This window comes from Ruminococcus flavefaciens (assembly GCF_900119075.1).
Lineage (GTDB): Bacteria > Bacillota > Clostridia > Oscillospirales > Ruminococcaceae > Ruminococcus > Ruminococcus flavefaciens_Q.
On sequence record NZ_FPIP01000012.1, the window covers coordinates 1 to 23,290 of the forward strand.

Below are 23,290 nucleotides of genomic sequence, written 5' to 3' on the forward strand. Positions count from 1 at the left end.
TATGAGCCATCAAAGGGCGAAGTAACATTCAGAATAGCATTCGATGAAGATGCTCAGGATTGGAGAATTGAGCAGAAGGATGTTGAATATGAATACCAAGATAATTCCACAACAACTGAGACTAATTCTACATCTATCGAATAAGCTGCACATAAGCTTACTGATGATTATTAATCAGGGCAATGGTGCTCGTCCGAATGAAGCGCCATTCAGCTTATAATACATAATAAGGAAGCCCATTACGGTAATGCCATTAAGCTAAGAAGACAAAGTAAAAGAAACAGTAGTATGTTTAATGTAAGAAGACATACTACTGTTTTATACACTTCTATAGCATATAAAGTCAAGGAATCATTTGTTTTCAAACTTCTATTGAATAACACTATGCGCTATATGGTCGCTTTTTTATATGTGTTTTTCAGTACTTTTGAGTTAGACAGCATTGAAAGTTACTTGTTGAGTTCTGCCTTTACAGTTTCATATTCCAGAGTTGTTTCCGTTTCGGGAGCGCCTGTTACCAGAGATACTATGATAATAGCTGCAAATGCGCAGAGGAATGCAGGAAGAAGCTCGTATATTGCAAGTACGCCGCCCATAGGAGCAATTGCGAACTTCCATACGAATACCATTACTGCACCTACAATAAGTCCTGCAATAGCGCCCCATTTATTTGAACGCTTCCAGAAGAGAGCTGCAAGCATTACAGGTCCGAAAGTCGCACCGAAGCCAGCCCATGCAAAGGATACTACTCTGAATACAGAGCTGTCCTGATCCCATGCGAGCGCAACGCCGCAGACTGCGATAACGAGGAGTACAACTCGTGCAACCAGCATAGAAGCCTTATCGCTCATTTTTACATTGAATACGCCTTTAAGGATATTCTCTGACATTGATGATGAAGCTGCAAGGAGCTGTGAATCAGATGTGGACATAGTACATGCAAGGATACCTGCGAATACAAGATAGGTATTCCAGAGCATTATGAAGAACATGGTAAAGAAGAATACAAGAAATCCGTAGCGGAAGTATTTGGACTTCATCCACTTCGGCATATCCTTTTTCCGGGACAGTCCGAAATGTCCGCCCAGCATTGAGAAGAGCTGCCCCCGGCCGCAGAATTTGTTGCAGTACGCTTTGTTTCCCCAGCCTATTGATATAACAAGGGGCACAATGAAGCATATCATTCCAAGCCATGCAAACAGAATATTCACAAAACCGAGGATAAGATAAGTAATCGAGAATATCCACAGGTGATCGTACCATTTTTTCTTAGCTTTCATGTTCTCTCTCCTCCAGTGTGATAATGCTCGCAGGACACTCCTTGGAACATTTACCGCAGCCTACGCACATCGTTTCATCAATGACTGCATTTATGCCGTGAGGTACACTTACAGCTCCCTTTGGGCAGACCTTTACACAGCAGCCGCAGGCTACGCACTGACTTTTATCAATTACAGCTTTTCGTTTCATGTCATCGCCTCCTGAGTATATTATATACTCTTTGTGTTTTTTGTTCTGTGACAAAGTCACATTAGCTGATCATAAACCAAAAAATGTTTTACAAGCAATAAAAATTCAAAGTTATACGAAAAATCTCCGACCATATGGTCGGAGATTTTATTTTTTTCAAATGCGATAATATCTGTTATTTAATTGCTTCTTTTGTTAGTCCTGCAGCAAACAGAGCAATCATCAAAATATAACAGCCAAGTCTGAACCATATAAGATACTGTGGTATCTCTTTCCGCATTCTTTTTGCAAGTGCTCCCGAAATAAGCATGATAAAAAGAACGGGAGACAGTGTGCTTACCAGTGAAAACACTGCACCGAGTATGGCTGCAAATCCTACAGGTAAAGTGGCTGCATCAGGTTCTTTCGCTCTACTCACGCATATCCTTCACTTTTGGAAGAGTTGATAGCAAGAAACAAGTGCCCTGTCAGACCTGATCGTTTTGCTGATAGAAAAACTCGTTACCATTCTGCTATCCCCTTCAATTACAGGTTATCATAATTCTTTTCTTGTGTCAATATTTTTTCTGGCAGATCTCTGATCTGTCTTTTCGTGCTGCCTTTTTTCAATAAATACTATCAGGAGTATGCTCGTTTATTTTCAAACATACTCCTGATTCCTTTTCATTATTCGATTAGCTTAATGACATTAACCGAAAAGGGAGCTTTTTATAATTCTATCTATCGATACGATAATATATCTCATAATTAAAATCATCAGGTTTGATTAAGTCATTCTCTTTGGGCGGAGTTTTATCAAATTTTGTACTTAAAATCTCATTTAGTTTATTTTCAATCGCAACCGAAGAAAAACTATCTAAAATAATTATATCACTGTTATCGATCTGCTTCATCAACTGCTGAAAAAACCATGTGTCTTCAGTCTGAAAATTATCAGGATCCTGTGCAAAAGAAGGTCCCTGCGGTGAATGTTCAGTAAGTCCGAAGAATTCGTCTTCTCCGTTAAATCCTAAGAACTGATATCTGTCAACTTCATAAAAATCAAGGAGCTCATCAACATATTCAGCATTTTTCTTAATGTAATCGTATTTTTCATCATAACGCCCGCTGTAAGTCGTTTCGGAAGAGAAAAATACATTTGCCATAGCAACTATACATAAAGTTATTATCGATCCTGAAATATATTTATTTTTGACCTTTATGCTATTTAAGCTTTCTCCGCCGTACATTAAAAATGAGGCATAGACAGGAACGGCAAAAATATAATGATGATTATAGTACTGACCTCCGAGTCCGACACAGAATGATGCAAGATAAACTGCTGCTACTACTTTTGCAGAATGCAATAAAATGTGTTTTGTACTCTTTTTATAAACGGCAATCAATGTAAGAACAATTTCGATCAGGATCATTAGCAGCAATATTTTATTAAATGACATAATATCAGATTCCAGCATTTGTATATTACCGGTTTTACTGATAGTTGAACTATTATCACTTAATCTGGTATTAAACATATGCTTTATGTAAATAGTAAAATACGGCTTTAATACGCCTGTTGCACCTAAAAGAGCTAATGTAAGGACTGCTCCTGTAATATCAGGTATCAATATCACTCTAATAAAATCACGAAACTTATCAACGAACAGAAAAGCACATATTGTAGCTACGACTAAAAAAGGTTCTTTCAGCATTACAGTTAAGCTGATATAAACTGCAGTGACAACTGTCCTTGCCACTAACATCTTTTGGCTTTGGGCGTTGATCATTTTGCGGACCGAGTTTATATAAAGCAGCGAGCAGGCAGTACCAATCGCCTCGACCTGAAAACCTCCGGAACGTTCCTCAGCATATATAGCCAGCATTGTACTGCAAAACAATATCATCCAGAAGCAAAAGAAACCATATATACATTTTGCTTTATTATCCTTGTTATACTTTAATAGTTCCTTTTTCATGTTATCATAAATATTCAAACTCGGAACAAAGGCTATAATTAAAACCGCTAAAATACTGATCCAGTTACACAGTATAGTACTATCAGTAAAATAGAACGATATTGCCGACAATAAAAACACACCAATAGGTTTGTTTTCGTACATTTCAGAATAAGGAGTAAGACCATTGAGCATTCCCCTGCCAACTGCCCAGTAAAGCGGTGCATCTGCTGTATACGCATGAGATAATTCATATGTTATTACACCATAAAAAACACGAATCATCACACACATTGCAAATAACATAAATACAAGTAAATATAAATTATCGCTTATAAATTTGGAAAAATTTTTATTCATCATTAAAGTATTATGCTTTTTTAACTTTAATACACCATTACTCAATGATGACCTTTTAAAATTCATAACTTTTTCTCCTGTAAGTTTAATTATTTGCATTCATTATAACATACTTATATTTTGAATGTCAAGGCTGGTTATTTGTGAGCCGAGATCAAGCAAGATCCGTGTAGTTATTGCAATATACATTTTTCTCAAATTATTTAGCATTATAAGTGCTCTGCCCTACTCCATTAACACTTGCTGCAATAGTAAATAGTTTATCAGACATAGTATCAGCTCATCATGCTATGCATTATTATGCTATAATAGATTATAAGAATTGAAAAGGAGCTATTTATGGGACAGAAAGAGATCATTGACCGGGACACTTATCGAAAAATCAAGAAAATGAACCGCGAGGAACTTACCAAGTTCATTCTCCGGTATGGGGATCAGTTGCTCGTAGAACAGGGAAAAACAATTGACCTTTCTGCTCTTGAAGCAGAACTGAGCAAGATCAAGGGTATCGGTGGTAAGCGCCTTGAAGAGATAATGGTTGTTATAGAGAAATTCTTTGAAGAATAGATATATCCAAGACTTATGGGACGGCTTTACGCCGTCCCTTTATAATCATTAATCTTATTATATTCCCACTTGCATTAAATATGTAAGCTCTATTTTATGCTCCATAGATCTCATGCTGTTTCGTGTAAATTTCCATTGTTGTTCCGGACACATCATATTGACCATGCTGCCGCCTATAGAACCTGCCTCACGGGAGGTAAGATCGCCGTTATAGCCATGCTTGAGGTTGATACCAAGCTCGTTTGCTGACTCCATCTTGAATCTTTCGAGAGCCTCTCTGCCCTTTTCTGTCATTACGCCCTTGTTATTATTGCTGTTATTGCTCATTTCTGTTATCTCCTTAAAAAAGTTTTTGATGCCGTGGTAGTATTATGGCTCTGCAATGAACATTTATAACATGGAAATTAATGTACAAATTCATGAAAATCAGCATGATAAAAATGTCTTTTTTCCGTGTCAGTTTCAACTGTGCAATAATTTTGTTGCATTATTTGTACCGATATGATATAATAGTTAAAAATCTCTGCAAATGCGGGGATTTCGGAGATATGTATATAAATAATAAGTTGGAACAAACGGCGAACAGAAAATCATATTTGAATGGGATTGAGAAGAATGTATTATTATATAAAAAACACGCTTGAAAAGACAAAAAAGCTGGACTTCAAAGGCAAAAGCGGTCAGTTCGTTGCTGTGCTGACGTCTGCGGAATGGCTGGAAAACAGGGACAAGTTCGATATGGGCATCGAAATGGACATCGACCTCTCCGCTATCCATTCCACCAAGGCTGAGGTAAACTACGATTCGCTGACAGGCACTTTTTCTATACCCAACAGAGAGAATATCTCGGCTTTAAACATCAATTTCGCCTTTGCTCTCGATGAAAAGGGCATTGTTTTTATCGATGACAGCGGCTACGTTGATGATACTATCAGCAATATCATAAACTCCAAGCGCTGGACTATTCCCAGCCTTGAACGCTTCATATATGATTTTCTCGAACAGATAGTTTCTCGCGACAGAATAATACTTGAACGTGTTGATAAAGAGCTTGACACCGTAGAGTCCAATATCCTTGACGGCGAGGAAAAAGATCCGTCGCAGAGAGTCAGCCGTATCAGAAGCGATCTAAGAGATCTGCGTACTCATTACGAACAGCTTATCGACCTCGGTGAGGAGCTTGAAGAAAACGAGAATAATTTCTTCAATGAGGATAACATAAGATATTTCCGACTGTTTACCCAGCGAGTTTCAAGACTGCGTGATATGACAGCTTCGCTCCGTGATTTTTCAATACAGATACGCGACCTCTATCAGTCACAGCTCGACATAAAGCAGAATCGCATAATGGCTCTGCTGACGATAATCACTTCCATATTCATGCCGCTGACGCTTATCGCAGGCTGGTACGGTATGAACTTCAGGTATATGCCCGAGCTTGAATACAAGTGGGCTTATCCTGCCGTTATTGCAGTCAGCATTCTCATCGTTATTGTCAGTCTCATCTTTTTCAAAAAGAAAAAATGGCTATAAAAATATCGGGAACAGCTCCAAAAGCCGTTCCCGTTTTGTTTTATTCACCCACAACAGGTATCCAAATCTGGCTCTTGTAGTCAGGCGACGTCATATCGCCGTCGGGATAAGCCTCGATGTAGTCGATAGCCTTCTGAATACCTGTGGCTAAGTTCATGTTTTTCCCTCCATAGAGACCGTTTAGCATCTGTCGGCACACAGCTTTTCGGCAGATTTTGTCGATGACTGCGTTAAAATCACTTGAAATGCGACAGCATTCCTGCGTAATTTTGCCTTGTCCTCACCAAAATCATGCTCGAAAATCTGCATACAAACAGATACTAACCAGTCTCTTGGTGTAATTCTATTATAACATCGCAGGTATGTGGTGTCCTGATATTTTGTGGCTTTTGGTGTCAGGTTTCATTCCTCAAAAAGATGTCTCAATATCTGTTTGCGGTCATTGATGAACATTTTCGTTATCTGATAGCTTTGGGTATCTTCATAGCCAATGGGGCGTATCTCGCCGTCATCGAAGCTGAGGATAGTTGCTTCGGGATAACCGAGAAGAATCGGCGAATGAGTTACTATGATGAACTGCGAATCATTCTTAACGCATTTTGATATTTCAAGCAGAAGCGTCAACTGCCTTTGCGGAGACAGAGCGGCTTCTGGCTCGTCGAGTATATACAGACCGTTCTGACTGAAATTTCTTTGTATGACTGAAAGAAAACTCTCGCCGTGGGACTTTTCGTGGTAATGCTGAGGCTCACCTTGGATCTTTGTATATTCTTCCTCGGCAGAAGCTACATTGTAAAAGCTCTCCGCTCTGAGAAAGTATCCCCATTTGGCTTTATTGAAGCTTCTCACAAGCCTTAGAGCGTCGTGAAGCTCGGAATGTGAATCATAGGTGGAAAAGCTGTAATTGAGAGTTCCGCCTTCGGGATTGAAGCCATAAGCGACAGCGATAGCTTCAAGCAGAGTGGACTTTCCGCTTCCGTTTTCGCCTACGAAGAAAGTGACGGGCGTATTGAAGGTCAGCTCGTCAAGTGCTTTGATAGCGGCTATTTTCCGGAGATAGCTGCAACGCTCTATCTTATCCCATTTTACTTTCAGCCCTGTTAGATATAATTCGTTTGGTTCAAGCATTGTTTCACCTCATTCCAATGCAATAAGGTCAGACTTTTCGTAGCGGTTATGCCCTGCAAGGCTCTTCTTGTATTTCCAGCATTTGATCGCGTCATCAAGGCTTTTTCCCTGATTATCGGCAAAGAAATCACGGATATATGTATTGTACTCAAACTGCTTATCAATGACAGTCCTGCCTTTTTTCTTATCTTCCAATATCTGATAATAAGCCTGTATCGCGTCGGCATAGGTCTTTCCTGCGCTGTTTTTCAGCCACTTCTGAAACGCCACATTGAACGAAAAGGACTTTCCTATCCTGTCCTTGAAAAAGGCTCTGTGTTTCTCCGAGCATACAATGTTCGCTTCAATAACTGTGCTTTCGGTAATGTCTCCCACAGTAGCAGACGTTTTCCTTTGGAGTGTGACGTTCAGCACCTTACCCGTTTCGAGAAAGTTCGCTATTCGCTCTGTAAGCTCTTGCTTTGAACCCGATGTCGGCAGACCGTTATCGCGGCAGAATTGCACCAGTTCTTCTTTGAGATAATAGAAATTTCTAAAAGCGCTTGCATCTGTTTCGATTGTCAATTCAGGTCTTTCACTCATTGTAATTTACCTCGTTTTTCTTAAAATCCAGTCTCACCAGTGCCTTGCCGTTGGGGAGCGGCTCTGATTTCTGCAATATTAGCGAGTAGACTATATCGTTCATGGCAGCCGTCAGTGCCTTTTCTTCCATCTGGTGATGAACCTCGTCCAGCCTGTCAAATGCGTGGAGATACGGTGACTCTGACACCCACTGGTCCTCGTCTGTGTTTATCTGTATAACGCAGGAAACGTACTGGGGAACGGTCTGCAAAACGGCTTTCTGAAATGCTCCATAGCCGATGTATTCGATGAGCAGATTCGCTATGAGGAGCTGAGTCCGCGGCAGTTTTTCGGCTTCGTTCACAAGGTCGATTTGCAGACATTCCAGTACGCCCGAAAGCTCCGTATATCGCTCGGATACCACACGGAGGTAGTCCGCATTTATGTCCACGCCGTATACCTTGCGAAACTTCTCGGGACGGACGTGTTCAAGACCGTTTCCGCCTGCGATACCCAGCACCATTGCTGTCTCGGCAGGATAGGTATTGAACTGCTCCTGCATTATGGAATTCATTGCCTGAAGCTGCCGCACTGAATCAAGGCTCATGTGCTTTTCGTAGTCGTCAAGACTTATTTCTTCCCATGGATTGCTCATATGCCGCACCTTTCCAGATCATACTCGCCGTCTATCAGAAAATAATCGAGCCCGTAACTGATACAGCCTCGGAGGTACTCCTGATTGTCCTGTTTTATCTCCTCGATGTTGATATCGTTGGGGAGCCGCTTTTCGATAATGTTCCCGTTGCTGACAATGTCACTGAAATGGCTGTTTATGTAGCTTTCACTCATGACAAGGCAGACGTATTTTATCTGCGAAAGATAGTTCTCATCGAAGCTGTCATGCCAGTCGAATGGGATATAACAGCCCTCGATTATGAGGTTCTGACCGTTCTCAATGGCGGTCTTTATCATCTCTTTCAGAATGTTCCAGAGGTACGCCGTCAGCTTATCGTCGTCATAGGGCGTGAACTCGGTCTGACCGCTTCTTATCAGCCCCATTTTCAGGTGGTCTATGGACAGGTATGGATATTTGTATTTTTCAAGCAGCTTCTGTGCAAGGAGCGTCTTTCCCGTGTGCGAAGCTCCTGTTATCAGTATTATCATAAGCTTGACCGTATTGCCTTTCTGTAATTTCCATAATTATACCATATTCGGAGAAGTTTTTCAATGGCAGTGAAAAACGCTTGACAGCGGAGACTGCACGGACAGTCCACAGACTTATATTATTTCAATATCCGCTCTGATCTCTATTGAATATCGCGAAAAAAAGTGATATAATATACCTTGACACATATTTTATAACGCTATACTGTAAGGAGCTAAACTATGCGAATTCTAATCATTGAAGACGATATCGAACAATGCGCTATACTAAAATTCAGACTTGAAAAGGAAGGCTTTTCCACAGACGTATGCAACGACGGCGAGGACGCGGATTACTTCCTGCAAAACAACTCATATGATATTATACTGCTCGACAGAATGCTGCCGCACAAAGACGGCATTGCTATCCTGAATGATATCAGAAGATACGGTCTCACCACACCTGTTATCATGGTAACTGCCCTCGGCGAGATAAACGACAGGATATCAGGTCTTGATAACGGTGCAGACGACTACATCGTTAAGCCCTATGATTTTCAGGAACTGATGGCTCATATCCGCTGCCGTCTGAGAAGACCTTCAAATGTCGAGAACACTCATGAATTATCCTTCGGCGACCTCACCTACAAAGCCAATGAAAATGTAATAACAGGTCCCAATGGCAGCTGTACCCTTTCAAACAAAGAGAACGAGCTACTTGAAATATTTTTTCACAATCATGAGCAGACCATAACAAGGAAAACTCTCCTCTCCAAAATATGGGGCGCAGATTATGAGATTGAGGACGGCAACCTTGACAACTATATCTATTTCCTGCGCAGAAGACTTAAAAACGTCGGCAGCAGCCTTTCCATAAAAACTATCCGCGGCGTCGGATACAGACTTATGAAAGAGGAAAGCTGATGTATAAAAAAGTCCATATGCGGCTCACGATATTATTTACCGCAGTCTGTATGCTGATAATATCCATTATGTCTGCCGCCTACCTGTATCTTAACTATAACAGTATCTACAACAATGCGTTTTCCAGCTTCAGCAAGGATATCGTTATATTCAGCTCATCTTTCTCAAACAGCAGTGTTCTGTCCCATGAATGGCTGCAATCCATGCAGAAAAACTACAATTACAGATACCTTATCTACGATAACGACAAACCTATACAGTTTACTCGCAACAATTCCACACCTGAGGAGCTTAAGCTCATAGACGATATTTGCAGCACCTACTCAGAGGACATAACTCAGCTGAAATATTCAGGTATCTCTCAGAACAAAATATACCGCTTAGGCAAAAACAGCGATAAAAAATTCGTGGGAGTAATAAGTATCCCGGGTGAATACGGAAACACCATTATATACACTATAAATCTGCTGCCAAAAGAAAAACAGCAGGTCAGAAAGCTCTTTATCAGCTTTATCGTTATCATTCTGCTTGCTTCTGTAGCCCTGTACATATTCGCCTACCTCTTCACGCGCAGGCTCCTTAAGCCTGTCAAGGAAAGTCAGGAAAAACAGGAGCTTTTCATTGCAGCAGCCTCACACGAGATACGTAACCCTGTAAACACCATAATTTCGGCTCTCGAAGCTGCCGATAAGGGCGACGCAGAGCAGCAGAAAAACTTTTCCGCTATTGCAAAAAAAGAAGGTATCCGCCTGAAAACACTCACCGAAGACCTTCTTACTATTGCACGTACCAAAACAGGCAGCTTTAATTTCGAGACTTCTCCCGAGGAGCTCGATACCATAGTTATTGACTGCTATGAGGCGTTTCTTGCCCCTGCTCAGGACAAATCAATATCGCTGAAGATAAATATCCCCGACGGAACAGTTCCCAAGGCGATGATAAATCCCACCAGAATAAAGCAGGTCATATCAATACTTCTTAACAACGCCATAAGCTATACTCCCGAAAAGGGCGTCGTCCACCTGTCCTATGCTCTAAGCAGTCAGTACCACGTTATTTCGGTATCCGACAGCGGTTCGGGCATAAGCGACAAGGACAAGGAACACCTGTTTGAATACTTCTACCGCGCCGACCACTCACGCGAGGATCGCTCACATTTCGGACTCGGTCTTGCTATCGCAAAGGAGATAGTAGAGCTCCACAACGGAACGATAAGTGTAATGAACGGTCAGAAGCAGGGCACGATATTCACCGTGAATCTGCCTATTGAGCATAAATAAAGGTCAGACGCAAACATAATACTTATACAGAAGCTTTATGTTTATTATTGAGAGAACCCCTTTTGAAAAAGGGGCTTCTCTCAAACTCTCTCCCTAAAACTTTAGTTTTGTTTTTTCACAGATAGGGCGCACCTGCATTTTTGCAGGTCTTTTTTTATTTAAGAAGCGCCCTATCTGCGAAAAAACCAGATAAAAGTCTTTGGAAAGGGGTATGGGGGTGACTCCCCGCAGTGCGGGGAGATGTCACGCAGTGACAGAGGGGCGCGCCTCCGTCAGAGGAACCTTTCCTCAGAAAGGTTTCCCCCATAAATAAATATAATCTTTTATATAGGTATCATGTTTACGTCTGACCTTTATTTTTCTGCTGCCAGCCGAACCTTTTGTCCATCATTCAGTTTCTTTGATGACGATATAACTATCTTTGAGTCATCGGCTTCTGCAAGAGCGTCGACACCGTACATGGTATCATTTTTCTCCTTTATATTCACTTTCTTTTTTCTGAGCACATACTCCTTGCCAAGGAAACCCTCGCTCTCGTCGATAATATAAATAAAGCCGCTTGTTTCACTTGCATTATTTACCGCTTCGATAGGCAGGCAATCGTATTTCTCTCCGGACAGCACTTTTGTGGTCAATGTGCCTATCTCTCCGACTGTAAGCTCGTCATCGCTTACAGGTATCTGAACGTCATACTTTTCGCCGCTTTCGTTCTTGACTATAGAGGTTATCTCACATTTGTCGATGCGCTTTTTTCCGTTTCTGAATCTTACTGAAACGCTGTCGCCGACCGAGATGAGCTTTGTGTCATCTTCTGTTATCTCGGCATTGAAAATAAGTCCGCCCGATACGTCCGCAACTGTTGCAACTGCCTCAGCTGTGGTAAGATTACCTGTATTTAACGTAACATCGGAAACCACTCCGTCAATGGGACTCTGGATATTTCCGTCAGCCTCGGCAAGCTTTCTGAGATTTTCCAGCTTTGATTCCTTTTCAGAGAAGGTGTAATTCGGCTTTGCGTCTCCGCTGACCATTATAACAGCCGAATCTGTAGTGATATCGCCTGTTTTAACAAGCACATCCGTGACAGTTCCGCTGAAATCGCTGTATATCATTCCGCCGTTGGCTGACAGGGCATTGTACTTGTTATACTTTCTTTCCTTGACCTCTATGCTGTTTGCCATTGCGTCCGCACTTGTGTTGTTGCCTTCCTCAATATATCCGTTATAGCTCTGTCTGTCAGACTCAAGCTCGTTATAGAGATCACAGACCTTATCATAAAGATAAGAGGGATCAAGCTTCATGACATACTGTCCGCACTCAACATAGTCTCCTACCTTTACGGGGATCTCTGATATCCTCAGCTCTGAAAGCGCAAAAACAGGATTCTTGCTGCCTGCATTATATACGCCCGAGCCGCCGTTGATGTCTGTGCTTATCTCGTTTTCAAGCTTTTTTATCTGCTCGGAAAGATCATTTTTGTCAAGTCTGATGAGAGTATCTCCCTTTGCCACCTTGTCGCCGTTTTTTACAGCCTTGTCCGCAATTTTTATTCCCTCGGGAACAAATACAGGCGTCTTTTTTCTGGCTTCAAGAGTTCCGCTGCACTCCACCTGATGTGAAAGCGACTGACTGCTTACCCTCGCCGCTGTTACTCTCGGAAGATTATTCGTATAGATCATTCTCGATATAAATGTCATAACAAACATTACCAGAAGAAATATGACGAAATACTTCAGCGCTTTTTGTTTGAATTTTTCTTTCATGATATTACTCCTTCAATGCAGTTGCAATAATACCCTGTTCAAGGAAATCCTGTCCGATTATGAATACAAACACCGCAGGGATAAGCGTTACTATAGCGGCGGTGAGCATTATATCTGCATTCTTTATATCCAGCATAGGCAGATACAGCGACAGCGGAAAAAGCTTCTTGTCCTTGATGAATGCAAGGGGCTGCTCCACCATGTTCCACAGGTCGAGGAAGCTTAGTACAAGACAGGACAATATGCCCGATTTTCCAAGCGGTATGCCTATGTGGAGCAATACCTGAAGTTCATTTGCGCCGTCTATCCTTGCAGAATCCGCCACATCATCGGGAATATCTGCAAAGCCTCTGTATATGAGAAATACGGGAAATGTTGAGAAGATAGCAGGAAGTATTATTGAAAGACGGGTATTCATAAGGTGCATACCGTCCAGTACGATATACTGTGAAAGCATCATTATCTGGAACGGCATGAGCATAAAGATGACATACAGATTGAACAGGAGCTCCTTGCCCTTGAATCTGAATTTTGCAAACGCCCATGCAGACGGAACTGCCACAAGAAGCTGAAACAGCAGTATTGAGCCGACTATCAGTATGGAATTCCAGAACACCTTGTAGAATTCAGGTGTGTAGAGCAGAAGCTTAGAAAAGTTTTTCAGCGTGGGATACTGCGGGATATAGTCTATACTTACGTATCTGCTGCCTGTCTCGGCAAGAGGAGCGAATGTACGCTCCAGCTCGTCCGAATCCTGTATCGGCAGTATGACCGCGATCAGCACTGGAAACAGTATAACTGCGCCAATAACCGCAAAAAGAAAGTATATTGAGGCAGAACGTATCTTTTTCATTTATTCCTCCTTGTTCCACATACGCTGCAAAAGAACGATCGCTGCAAAGATAACAGAGAATACAAGTACAGCTGCCGCAGCCATTTTGTCAAGGTCCATATTTATGAACCAGTTGTTGAACAGGTGCTGAAGCAGGTATATGCTGTCATGTGGATAAGCTCCAGCCACAAGAAATGCTTCTCTGAAGACCTTGAACGAATTCAGGAATGATATTATAGTGATAGTATAAAGCGTTGGTTTGAGATTTGGTATGATTATCCTGAAAAGGATATCCGCCTCGCCTGCTCCGTCCACCTTGGCAGCCTCTATTACAGAACCCGATATCTTCATGATACCTGTTACCCAGAGAATAACGGTATAGCCCAGATTCTTCCATATATAGCTGCCCACGAGAACCCAGAAGGCTGTCTTTGAGCTCAGGAAGCTGACGCTGCCGTGACCTGTGCTGACGAGGATATTATTGATATATCCGTTGTCGCTGAACAGTATCTGCCATATCAGCACCATTGCCGCCGTCGGTATTGCAAGAGGAAAAAGCAATACCGACTTTATCAGGCGAATGCATTTTATCTTTGTTATCAGATAAGAGAGGAAAAACGAAATTATTATAAGCGCAGGGATACATACAGCCGTAAACAGCGCAGTATTCTTCACAGCAAGCGCAAATGCGTCGTTTTTCATTATGACTTCATAGTTCTTTGCCCCGATGAATTTTTCAGAGACCGCTGTAAAGAACGATTTCCTCACAGAATCCAGAAACGGGATAAATATGAATATCATTACTCCTAAAAGACTTGGGAGCAGAAACAGTAAACAATATACGTTCTGCTTCTTTGTTTTACACTTTGTCATAAAATTACTCTTTCATTTTCAGCTCCAGCTGGCTCACTGTCTTTGAAGCAGCCACAGAAATGCTTACAGAATCATTCATGCACTCTATACCATTGTTTACGATTATCTGCTCTGTTGCCTTGTCTACAGCGAATGGAGTATCAAGTGTACGGATAAACTCGTCGAATTCCTTTGCCTGCTTGTTTGTTATCCACTTGATGTCAAAAACAAAGGTCTTGCTCTCATCTAAAGATGTCAGGTCATAGCCGTAGAAATTGTTGATATCATTTTCATTCTTTTTGTAGAACCAGCTGAGTGCGTCAGTATTTACAGAGAATCCGCTTTCCTCCGCAAGCTTCTGGGGCTCTGCGCCGAGAGCATAGGCGATGAACTTTTCTGCTTCCTCATGATTCTTGCCTGCCTCGATGATACCGAGGTTGCACTTAGGAACAAATACCTTGCCGTTCCTGCCTGTGCCGAACTTGTAATCAGCGTTGTTTTCGGGAGTCAAGCCGTTAAGGGACTCAAGAATATTAAGGTCATAGTTGAAGGTGTTGACTGTACCGACGGCAACTGTGTGATCCTCTCTTATGACATTGAATAATCTGTCAACAAATGACATTTCATTGCCGTCATAGCCGTAAGAAACATACTCGCCTTCCTTTTCGTTGTATTTATTGATGTCATAGCAGCTGCCGAAGAACTTCTCAAGCTTATCGCTGTCGATCTTTCCGCTGCCGAAAATATCCCCGCTCTCATAAATAAGAGCTGTTTTTACAAGCTGCTCGGGCTTTTCAAAATACATGAGCGGAAAACGATCGTCATACTGCTTTCTGTTATCCTTGATAAATCCTGCAATATTCTCAAGGCTGTTGAGCTTTTTGAGGTCGTCGGAATCAGCACCTATAGCAGGAATGGTGAATTTGCAGGCTACATTATAGACCTTATCGCCCTTCTTGTTCCACTTTACGATATTGTCAAGAAGCTTTCCGTCCTTGTTCCATTCACTTTCAAACGAAGAAAGATCACAGAGCATATTCTTGTCGATATAGTTATCGATATCCATTCCGTCAAGCATTATAAGGTCGGGAGCATTTCCTGAGAGGACCTGTGTCGTAAAGTCCTTCATAGCGTCCTCGTAAGTGGTGCCGTCCTTCATTCCGATCTGAAAATCGATCTTTACATCTCTGTTCTGTGAAGCATATCCGTTGATAAGCTGTGAAAGCACCTCGTCCTTTTCGAGAGCGTATACCTTAAGCACAACAGCTTTGTCATTCTCCATTTCTGGATCATAGGAAAATCTCGAAATAGTTCCCTCGTCAAAAGCAACTACCATGCTCTCGTCGTCACAGCAATAAATAGATGAAAGCTTGAGCGAAGGATTACCGAGGCTGCATGAAACTCCGTCAACTATCTGCTCGACATTGTTGCCGTTGAGGATATACTTGTATATACCGTCAGAGCAAGCTATGCAGATGCTGTCGTTAGGAGCCTTGCACATATCGATGCGCACCTCCTCGCTGCCTGCCTTGTTGACATATTCAGCAAGGAAATCGCTCAGAGCCTTGGGAGCTTCCGCTTCCTTATCGTTCTTGATATCATAGAAATGAACGCCCTTTTCGTCGATGACGATAACGTTGTCGCCTATCACGTCCATATTGATAACGTTCTCGCCAACTGTCATCAGCGGCTTAACAGAGCCGTTTTCAGCCACCTCGCAAAGATTTTCTCCGCCTACCATGAAAAGTCTTCCGCTTTCCGAATACTCGGCATGGGCTATAAAATCATCAATATCAAGCTTTTTTTCTTCACCCTCGGAAGACAGGAGCAGATACTCGGTTTCAAAGCTTGCACCGCTGGTCCTGCTGATAAAATAACCGTTTTCCGAGCTTGCAAGCAAAGTCATGTAACCGTCTGAGGGTTCGATTTTTTTCATCGTCTGATTAACGCTCGTTTCCACATCTGAGCCATCATTGGGGATAACATATTCATTGCAGAACATACTGTCAAATGTTGTCAGCTTGTTGTCAATGAGCTCAAGCTCAGACAATGAGAATACATCTGAACCGACTTCCATTACCGATTCAACATATCCTCCCTTTGATAATTTAACAGCCTGCTGCTGTTCTTCGTCACTGCAGCCCGAAAGTGAGCTGAACGTCATCAATGCACTGAATAAAGCTGCTGCCTTTAAAGTTCTTTTCATTTTGATTACCTCTCCTTCTGTCTTTTGTATACATATCCTTATTAATTCTTATCTCGTGAGATACAATTCCTTTTCCTCTTATCTCACCATACATATAATATCATTTCAACCTCTAATTGTCCTCTAATTTATCTCTAATTAATCTCTATTTTTCTCTATTTTATCTCTAAGCTCTGCTTATAAATATTTTAAGCCGCTTTTTTATTCAATGAAAAATTATGTACAACCTGACGAAATTAGGCACAATAATGCAGTCCTAAATATTTTCCCCTTGATTTGTCTGCCCATATCATCGTATAATATAAAAGATATAATGCTCCTGCCTGCCGCTGATTACCAAAATTTTTGCCGTACAAAAATTTTTTTCAAAAAAGGTGAGAGTTTTCGCATTTTTATTCGTCTAATTAATAGATACACTATAATCTTCAAAAGGAGAGCTTCTTAATATGCTTTTATCTGCTGTTATCCCGATGATATGCTTCTGCGCAGCATTTGGTGCTGACGCTGTTCTCGGGAAGAAATTCGCAGGCGATAAAAAAATCGCTGAAACTGCGGGAAAATTCCGAAAAAAACTTGTTGGTGCAGTCTGTGTGCTCATCTGCGTATTTATTCTGCTCTGCGCCGTAGCCTCCGCAAATATGATAAACGGCGAAAGCGGTCTTTCCGCTGCTGCTGTGACAGCCGTAAGCCTGCTGACTTTCTCGGCTATGACAGCCGACCGTTATGCAGGCGAAAAAACAGCAAAGCTTCTGAAAAGAGGCGCTGTATGGGCTTTGATATTCATTGCCGCCGAGGTCTTCATATTCAACGGAAAGTGCTTCGGAACAATATACGTAAACGAGCCTGTCTCACCTTATGATATAGAGATATCGGGCTCAGGTGAGACCGAAAACGAAGATGAGCTCAGCCTGACAGGCTACACAAAGCTTATCTTAACCGACCTGCCCGACAATATAAACGATATCGAAATGGAGCTTGACGGCGAAAAGGACATCTCCCCCGTTGATATAAAGCTCAGTATCACTGACGACAACCTTTCCTCCCGAGAGTATACGCTCCAGCACAAGCGCGTAAGCTGCTGTGATACAAAGCTTTCCATGAGCTTCAAGCCATACGGAAAGCTCCGCAGTATCATCATAAGCTTTGACGGCGTGGACAAAAAGCTCATTATCCGCAATATCCGAGTCCTGAGCAAGCCTGCCTACGCTTTCTCCAATACACGATTCTTCGTACTGCTTGCAGCAGCACTGATACTTATCGCAATAAAGGTATACAGGTTCTACGAGGTCACCTATGACAGCAGAAAGAACTCGCATATCATCGCTGTTGCGGCAATGATGCTGCTTGTAGTGTTTACGGGCTATTTTTTCAGCGTTCCCGACCAGACTATACGTGAATATTCTCCCGAAGCCGACTACCTGGACGATCCATATGCGGCGACTTTGAAGGCTTTCATAAAAGGACAGGTATATCTCGACGTTAAAGCCGATCCTGCGCTGGAGACTCTCGATAATACCTACGACGACAGCGAAAGAGCCGACAAGGGAGTCAGTTTCCTCTGGGATTACGCCTACTATAAGGGACATTATTACTGCTATTTCGGAGCTGCTCCCGTTGTGACCTTCTATTATCCCTATTATAAGCTCACAGGCGGCATTCCCACTATGGCTTCGGCTAACAATTTCTTTATGGTAATGGGACTGCTTTTCATGTGCCTGACTATCCTTTCGGCAATAAAGCTTCTGAAAGTCAAGCCGAATCTGCTGCTTTTACTGCTGCTCATGCCTACTGCGGCAGCGACCATAGGCATATGGTTCTCGGGAAACTGCATAGACAGATACACCCTGCCCTCGGTAACAGGACTGTGCTACATCATGCTGTGCCTTGCTTCAGGAATGACCGCGCTGAACGCAAAAAACAAGAAGCTAAAGCCGCTCCTGCTGTTCATAAGCGGTGCAGCCTTAGCCCTCTGCGCAGCTTCAAGACCTACTATAGCCCTTTGTGCGGCTGTGCTCATTCCCTATTTCTGGCGAGTTCTATTTGATAAGAACGAAAAGCTCCCGTGGAGACTGTCCCTTGCGGCAAGCTTTTTAGTTCCCCTTGCAATTGGCGCTGTAATTATCATGAAATACAATGCGGCACGTTTTGATTCGCCATTCCAGTTCGGTGCGATATACCAGCTGACTATCAGCAATGCAGGAGCAAACAAGCTCTCGCTGGCACGTATCCCCGATACTATAATACACTATTTCGTTCATCCGCCGAGACTGAGAACCTCTTTCCCGTTTATTGAGACAGCTCCCGTATATATGGAGAATTACACGGCATATACCTATATATCCTCAGGCTGCGGAGTTCTCATGTATCCTGTAATCATGTTCGGAGCATTCATGCTGCCCTATGCCTTCGGAAAGAAGTCAAAGGAGCAGTCAGACAAAAACAGACGTCAGCTTGTCTGGATATGCCTTGCGGTATCATTTATAACAGCATGGCTGGATATGTCGCTGGGCGGCATAGTTACCCATTATTTATTTGATTTCACACCTATGCTGTTCCTTGTGACCATGCTGGGAATATTCCGCGGCTGTGATAAGCCTCACGAAAACAAGGGCAGATATATCCTTGCAGGTGTTTCCATGGCGGCAACTATAATATTCACGCTGGCGCTTTGTCTGGATATAGGCGACGGCGGTCTTATCAGACACTGTCCGCAGTTCCTTGACAGAGCGGAAGACCTGCTGATATTCTGGCAGTAAATATGACAAAAACACCCGAAAGCTTAACCATGATACTCATATAGAAGTTTTATAATTATTATTGAGAGAACCCCTTTTGAAAAAGGGGCTTCTCTCAAACTCTCTCCCTAAAACTTTAGTTTTGTTTTTTCACAGATAGGGCGCACCTGCATTTTTGCAGGTCTTTTTTTATTTAAGGAGCGCCCTATCTGCGAAAAAACCAGATAAAAGTCTTTGGAAAGGGGTATGGGGGTGACTCCCCGCAGTGCGGGGAGATGTCACGCAGTGACAGAGGGGCGCGCCTCTGTCAGAGGAACCTTTCCTCAGAAAGGTTTCCCCCATAATTAACTGTAAGCTTCTATATAAGTGTTGCGGTTATGCTTTCGGGTGTTTTCTGTAATTATTGAGTAGTGATTAGTGCATAGCAATTAGAATTTGCAGGGGCGGATAATATCCGCCCCTACAGGCTCAATATCTATCGGTGAAACGGTGAACTCCCTCGTTATCCTTATAAGCTATGACCGTATTCACATTGACATTTTCCACGCTTCGGAAGATATTCTTCTCCACCTGCGGATTCACCTTTTTCAGCTCAGCGATGAGGTTCTTTATCTCCAGACGCTTTGACACGGAACGGCTGTCGGGCTCGCAGGTAGTGCAGGTATCAGTGAACTTGCAGGCGCACTGTATGAAATGCAGGTCGTTGTAGTCACGCCAGTGCTTTATCTCAGCCTCGCGTACAAGATACAGCGGTCTTATCAGTTCCATGCCCTCAAAGTTGGTGCTGTGGAGCTTCGGCATCATGGTCTGTACCTGTCCGCCGTAGAGCATACCCATGAGGATTGTCTCGATAACGTCGTCAAAATGATGTCCCAGAGCTATCTTGTTGCAGCCCAGCGCCTTTGCGTGACTGTAGAGGTAGCCCCTCCTCATTCTCGCGCATATGTAGCAGGGATTCTTCTCGATATTGTATACCGAATCAAAGATATCCGACTCGAAAATATGAACTGGTATAGACATTGAACGGGCGTTTTCCTCTATAACACGGCGGTTCTCGGGACTGTAGCCCGGATCCATAACAAGGAACACCACCTCGAACGGAAACTTGTCATGGCGTTTCAGCTCCTGAAAGAGCTTTGCCATGAGCATTGAGTCCTTACCGCCTGAGATACAGACAGCTATTTTATCATTTGGCTGTACCAGCTCATACTCGTTTATAGCCTTGGTGAACTTGCACCATATGGACTTCTTGAACTTCTTACGCAGGCTCAGCTCCACCGCTTCTGTGACGTCGCGCTGCTCCATTTTGCCGCGGAGCCATTCCACATAGCCCCCTGCCAGCTCATAGGCGTCATAGCCCTTGTCGCAGAGCTGTTCGGCGATATCGCCGCTGATGATGCCGCCCTTGCAGTATATGATTATTTTCCTGTCACGGGGAAGCTCCGCTGTAAGCACCTGCTCCTGCGGAATATTCACAGCTCCGCTGATATGTCCGTACTCAAAGGCGGAGCTGTCGCGGATATCCACAAGCATTGCGTCCCCGAAGTCTTTCAGCTCTGCGGCAGTAATAGTCCTGCTCATATATTTTCTCCTTGTTCGTTGTTTTTCTTCTCAATGGGCAGCTCAATGGTAAATGTAGTTCCCTTGCCCGATTCGCTGTCCACATGAACAGTGCCGTTGTGGTACATAACGCCGTGCTTTACAATGGAAAGTCCCAGACCTGTGCCCTTTATCTTACGTGAGCGGCTCTTGTCAACGCGGTAGAAACGTTCGAAGATACGCCCGATATGCTGCTTTGGTATACCGATACCGGTATCGCTGACGGTGATTATAGCACGCTTTGGCGCGTGGGAAATCTTCACGTCCAGCTTTCCGCCGCTGACGTTGTACTTTATGCCGTTGTCGCAGAGATTGTACATCACCTCGCTGAGGATAGTCCTGCTGCCCATAAGTGAGACCTTCTCCCCTGTGAGTGAAACAGCCACGCCCTTTTCCTCGGCGCTGAGCTTCAGACGTCCAATCACTTCCTCTGCCAGTGAATAGAGCTCAACGCTCTCATTCTCATGGGGAGCGGAGTCCTCGTCAAGCTTGGACAGGGAGATGATATCGTTGATAAGGTTGATGAGCCTTTCTGCTTCGCCGCGGATATTGCCGCCGAACTGCACAACGTCCTCAGGCTGAACCATACCGCTTGCAAGCATATCCGCCGTGCCGTAGATAGTAGTCAGCGGAGTTTTCAGCTCATGGGATACATTTGAGGTAAACTCGCGGCGCATGGTCTCAAGCTCCTGCTTTTCGGTAACGTCCATGATGAATACCACCAGTCCGCAGACCATGTCTATGCTGTTTGCAGGGCTGGCGATGACCTCGCGCTGACCGCCGCCTGTTCTAAGTATGCACTCGGAGCGCCTGCCGCCCAGTGCGTTCAGCAGGCAGCGGCGGAAAATATCGGAGTTATTGAGAGCGTAAATGCTCTGTCCCATGGTGAAGCTGCCTGTGCCCAGAAGCTTCAGCGCCGCTGTATTGCAGGCAAGCACCATGAGCTTGGGATCTGCGATTATGAGTCCCTCGCTCATGCTCTCGGTCATAAGGCTGAACTGCTCTCGCCTGCTCTGTATCTCGTCCATTTGTCGGCTGACCTTGTGATTCTGAGTACGCAGCTTTTCCAGCAGGGGCGCCAGCTCCTTGTAGTTCTTCTGCGCGTCGGGATGTTCAAGGTCTATATCGTTGATAGGCTTGACGATATTGCGTGAAACAGCACTTGCGGAAAGCGCCGAGAACAGCGCAGCTGCCGCAAGGATAAGCAGTATTGGATTTATAAGCTTTAAAAACTGCGCGGTAAATGAGCTGTGGGCTCCCGAAACTCTGATAACAGAACCGTCGCTGAGCCTTACTGCGTGGTTCACGGTCTTTTTCATTATTGTCTCGGAGTAGCGTGATGAGCTGCCCTCTCCTGTTTGAAGAGCCTGCGCTATCTCCTCACGGTCGGCATGGTTTTCAAGGGAATCGGCGTCCTTGTCGGTGTCAAATTTTACCGTACCGCCGCTGTCTATCCATGTCACGCGGATATTCTCGGAAAATTCGGTATCTAAGAGATAATCGCTGCCGCCCTTTTCCACGGCAGAAGCTATGAGCCGCGCCTCATTTCCTACCTGCTCCGCAGCCAGCTCCGCAGTCTTGTTGTTCATCAGCACAGTAATGAGCAGCATTACCGCTATTACGGATATACCGCAGATAGACACGATACTCAGGAATATTTTCTTAGTCACTGCTCTCGTCACCTGCCTTGTAGCCCACGCCGCGGATAGTCTGTATCAGTTCGCCGCAGCTCCCCAGCTTTGAGCGGAGAGTCCTTATATGAACGTCAACGGTACGGCTCTCGCCTGAGAAGTCGTAGCCCCATATCTCGCGGAGAAGCCTGTCACGGGAGAAGACCTCCCCCTTGTTCTTGACCAGAAGCAGCAGCATATCGTACTCCTTGAGGGTGAGGGAGACCTTTTCGCCGTCGGCAAACACCTCATGCTTCGAGGGATAGATACACAGTCCCGCAAGCTCCAGCTTTTCGCTCTCCGAGGGGATATCAGCCGTGCGGCGCAGAAGCGCCTTTATACGGGACATAAGCTCCCTCATGCCAAAGGGCTTGGCGATGTAGTCGTCGGCACCGCTGTCAAGCCCCTCTACCTTGTCAAGCTCGGTGTCCTTTGCGGTCAGCATTATCACAGGGAGCTTCCTTGTTTCGGGAGCGCTGCGGAGCTTTTTAAGCACCGTCAGACCGTCCTCCTCGGGCAGCATTCTGTCAAGGAGCAGCAGCTCGGGGAGCTGTCTTGCCATAGCCTCGCGGAGAGCGCCGGGCGTCTCGAAGCCCTCTGCCTCCATGCCGCTGTTTCTCAGGGCATACAGCACGAAATCGCGGATACCATGTTCATCTTCAAGCATATATATCATAAATTTTCCTTTCGGTCAAGTTATAAGTGAATAGTGCAGGGAACGCCTTGCAAG

The 23,290-nt window shown here is 43.9% G+C and carries 21 protein-coding genes; 5 read left to right on the forward strand and 16 right to left on the reverse strand.

What is annotated here, in order from left to right; all coding sequences use genetic code 11:
- Positions 1 to 449: 449 nt before the first annotated feature.
- From BT105_RS15385 to BT105_RS14035, 4 genes are all read right to left on the reverse strand, one after another.
- A complete protein-coding gene (locus BT105_RS15385) occupies positions 450 to 1,280 on the reverse strand; it encodes a sodium:solute symporter family transporter (RefSeq protein WP_072301317.1) in 831 nt (276 codons plus the stop codon).
- Positions 1,270 to 1,470 (reverse strand): ATP-binding protein, encoded by a 201-nt coding sequence (locus BT105_RS14025; protein WP_072301318.1) that lies wholly within the window; start codon positions 1,468 to 1,470, stop codon positions 1,270 to 1,272. Before BT105_RS14025 ends, BT105_RS15385 begins: the two co-directional genes overlap by 11 nt.
- 175 nt (positions 1,471 to 1,645) lie before the next feature.
- Positions 1,646 to 1,888, reverse strand: a complete 243-nt coding sequence (locus BT105_RS14030) for a hypothetical protein (protein ID WP_072301319.1) — start codon at positions 1,886 to 1,888, stop codon at positions 1,646 to 1,648.
- 298 nt (positions 1,889 to 2,186) lie between these two features.
- Positions 2,187 to 3,833: a hypothetical protein gene (locus tag BT105_RS14035; protein WP_072301320.1), complete on the reverse strand. Its 1,647-nt coding sequence runs from the start codon at positions 3,831 to 3,833 to the stop codon at positions 2,187 to 2,189.
- Between the two features lie 273 nt (positions 3,834 to 4,106).
- On the opposite strand from BT105_RS14035, the gene BT105_RS14040 reads away from it, so the two are divergent.
- Positions 4,107 to 4,334, forward strand: coding sequence for a hypothetical protein (locus BT105_RS14040; protein WP_072301321.1), 228 nt, complete (start codon positions 4,107 to 4,109; stop codon positions 4,332 to 4,334).
- Between the two features lie 57 nt (positions 4,335 to 4,391).
- Here BT105_RS14040 and BT105_RS15400 read toward each other — a convergent pair whose 3' ends face one another.
- Positions 4,392 to 4,661 (reverse strand): alpha/beta-type small acid-soluble spore protein, encoded by a 270-nt coding sequence (locus tag BT105_RS15400; protein ID WP_072301322.1) that lies wholly within the window; start codon positions 4,659 to 4,661, stop codon positions 4,392 to 4,394.
- 273 nt (positions 4,662 to 4,934) lie between these two features.
- Here BT105_RS15400 and BT105_RS14050 point away from each other — a divergent pair, with 273 nt between their 5' ends.
- Complete coding sequence (locus BT105_RS14050) at positions 4,935 to 5,867, forward strand: magnesium transporter CorA family protein (RefSeq protein ID WP_242940133.1); 933 nt, start codon at positions 4,935 to 4,937, stop codon at positions 5,865 to 5,867.
- A gap of 402 nt (positions 5,868 to 6,269) precedes the next feature.
- Here the strand turns inward: BT105_RS14050 and BT105_RS14055 are convergent, their stop codons facing one another.
- Genes BT105_RS14055 through BT105_RS14070 form a run of 4 tightly spaced genes read right to left on the reverse strand, consistent with a single transcriptional unit; the run spans position 6,270 to position 8,720 of the window.
- Positions 6,270 to 6,995: an AAA family ATPase gene (locus BT105_RS14055; protein WP_072301324.1), complete on the reverse strand. Its 726-nt coding sequence runs from the start codon at positions 6,993 to 6,995 to the stop codon at positions 6,270 to 6,272.
- A 9-nt stretch (positions 6,996 to 7,004) separates the two neighbouring features.
- A complete protein-coding gene (locus tag BT105_RS14060) occupies positions 7,005 to 7,577 on the reverse strand; it encodes a DUF6434 domain-containing protein (protein WP_072301325.1) in 573 nt (190 codons plus the stop codon).
- A complete protein-coding gene (locus tag BT105_RS14065) occupies positions 7,570 to 8,211 on the reverse strand; it encodes a methyltransferase type 11 (RefSeq protein WP_072301326.1) in 642 nt (213 codons plus the stop codon). The genes BT105_RS14060 and BT105_RS14065 overlap by 8 nt, the downstream gene beginning before the upstream one ends.
- On the reverse strand, positions 8,208 to 8,720 hold the full coding sequence (locus BT105_RS14070) for an AAA family ATPase (protein WP_072301327.1): 513 nt from the start codon (positions 8,718 to 8,720) through the stop codon (positions 8,208 to 8,210). Before BT105_RS14070 ends, BT105_RS14065 begins: the two co-directional genes overlap by 4 nt.
- Positions 8,721 to 8,942: 222 nt before the next feature.
- Here BT105_RS14070 and BT105_RS14075 point away from each other — a divergent pair, with 222 nt between their 5' ends.
- A complete protein-coding gene (locus BT105_RS14075) occupies positions 8,943 to 9,623 on the forward strand; it encodes a response regulator transcription factor (RefSeq protein ID WP_072301328.1) in 681 nt (226 codons plus the stop codon).
- Positions 9,623 to 10,903, forward strand: a complete 1,281-nt coding sequence (locus BT105_RS14080) for a sensor histidine kinase (RefSeq protein WP_072301329.1) — start codon at positions 9,623 to 9,625, stop codon at positions 10,901 to 10,903. The genes BT105_RS14075 and BT105_RS14080 overlap by 1 nt, the downstream gene beginning before the upstream one ends.
- A 353-nt stretch (positions 10,904 to 11,256) precedes the next feature.
- Here BT105_RS14080 and BT105_RS14085 read toward each other — a convergent pair whose 3' ends face one another.
- The 4 genes from BT105_RS14085 to BT105_RS14100 are packed head-to-tail and all read right to left on the reverse strand — an operon-like array spanning position 11,257 to position 16,556.
- Positions 11,257 to 12,666: an HlyD family efflux transporter periplasmic adaptor subunit gene (locus tag BT105_RS14085; protein WP_072301330.1), complete on the reverse strand. Its 1,410-nt coding sequence runs from the start codon at positions 12,664 to 12,666 to the stop codon at positions 11,257 to 11,259.
- Positions 12,667 to 12,670: 4 nt separating this feature from the next.
- On the reverse strand, positions 12,671 to 13,519 hold the full coding sequence (locus tag BT105_RS14090) for a carbohydrate ABC transporter permease (protein ID WP_072301331.1): 849 nt from the start codon (positions 13,517 to 13,519) through the stop codon (positions 12,671 to 12,673).
- Positions 13,520 to 14,371, reverse strand: coding sequence for a carbohydrate ABC transporter permease (locus BT105_RS14095; protein ID WP_072301332.1), 852 nt, complete (start codon positions 14,369 to 14,371; stop codon positions 13,520 to 13,522). It abuts the gene before it with no gap.
- A gap of 4 nt (positions 14,372 to 14,375) precedes the next feature.
- Positions 14,376 to 16,556 (reverse strand): type 2 periplasmic-binding domain-containing protein, encoded by a 2,181-nt coding sequence (locus BT105_RS14100; protein WP_072301333.1) that lies wholly within the window; start codon positions 16,554 to 16,556, stop codon positions 14,376 to 14,378.
- A gap of 446 nt (positions 16,557 to 17,002) precedes the next feature.
- Between BT105_RS14100 and BT105_RS14105 the strand changes: the two genes are divergently transcribed.
- A complete protein-coding gene (locus BT105_RS14105; protein ID WP_072301334.1) occupies positions 17,003 to 19,312 on the forward strand; it encodes a hypothetical protein in 2,310 nt (769 codons plus the stop codon).
- A 447-nt stretch (positions 19,313 to 19,759) separates the two neighbouring features.
- On the opposite strand, the gene BT105_RS14110 is transcribed toward BT105_RS14105, so the two are convergent.
- The 3 genes from BT105_RS14110 to BT105_RS14120 are packed head-to-tail and all read right to left on the reverse strand — an operon-like array spanning position 19,760 to position 23,236.
- Positions 19,760 to 20,872 (reverse strand): PP-loop family protein, encoded by a 1,113-nt coding sequence (locus BT105_RS14110; RefSeq protein WP_072301335.1) that lies wholly within the window; start codon positions 20,870 to 20,872, stop codon positions 19,760 to 19,762.
- A complete protein-coding gene (locus BT105_RS14115) occupies positions 20,869 to 22,560 on the reverse strand; it encodes a sensor histidine kinase (protein ID WP_072301336.1) in 1,692 nt (563 codons plus the stop codon). Before BT105_RS14115 ends, BT105_RS14110 begins: the two co-directional genes overlap by 4 nt.
- Positions 22,553 to 23,236: a response regulator transcription factor gene (locus tag BT105_RS14120; RefSeq protein WP_072301337.1), complete on the reverse strand. Its 684-nt coding sequence runs from the start codon at positions 23,234 to 23,236 to the stop codon at positions 22,553 to 22,555. Before BT105_RS14120 ends, BT105_RS14115 begins: the two co-directional genes overlap by 8 nt.
- Positions 23,237 to 23,290: the final 54 nt, after the last annotated feature.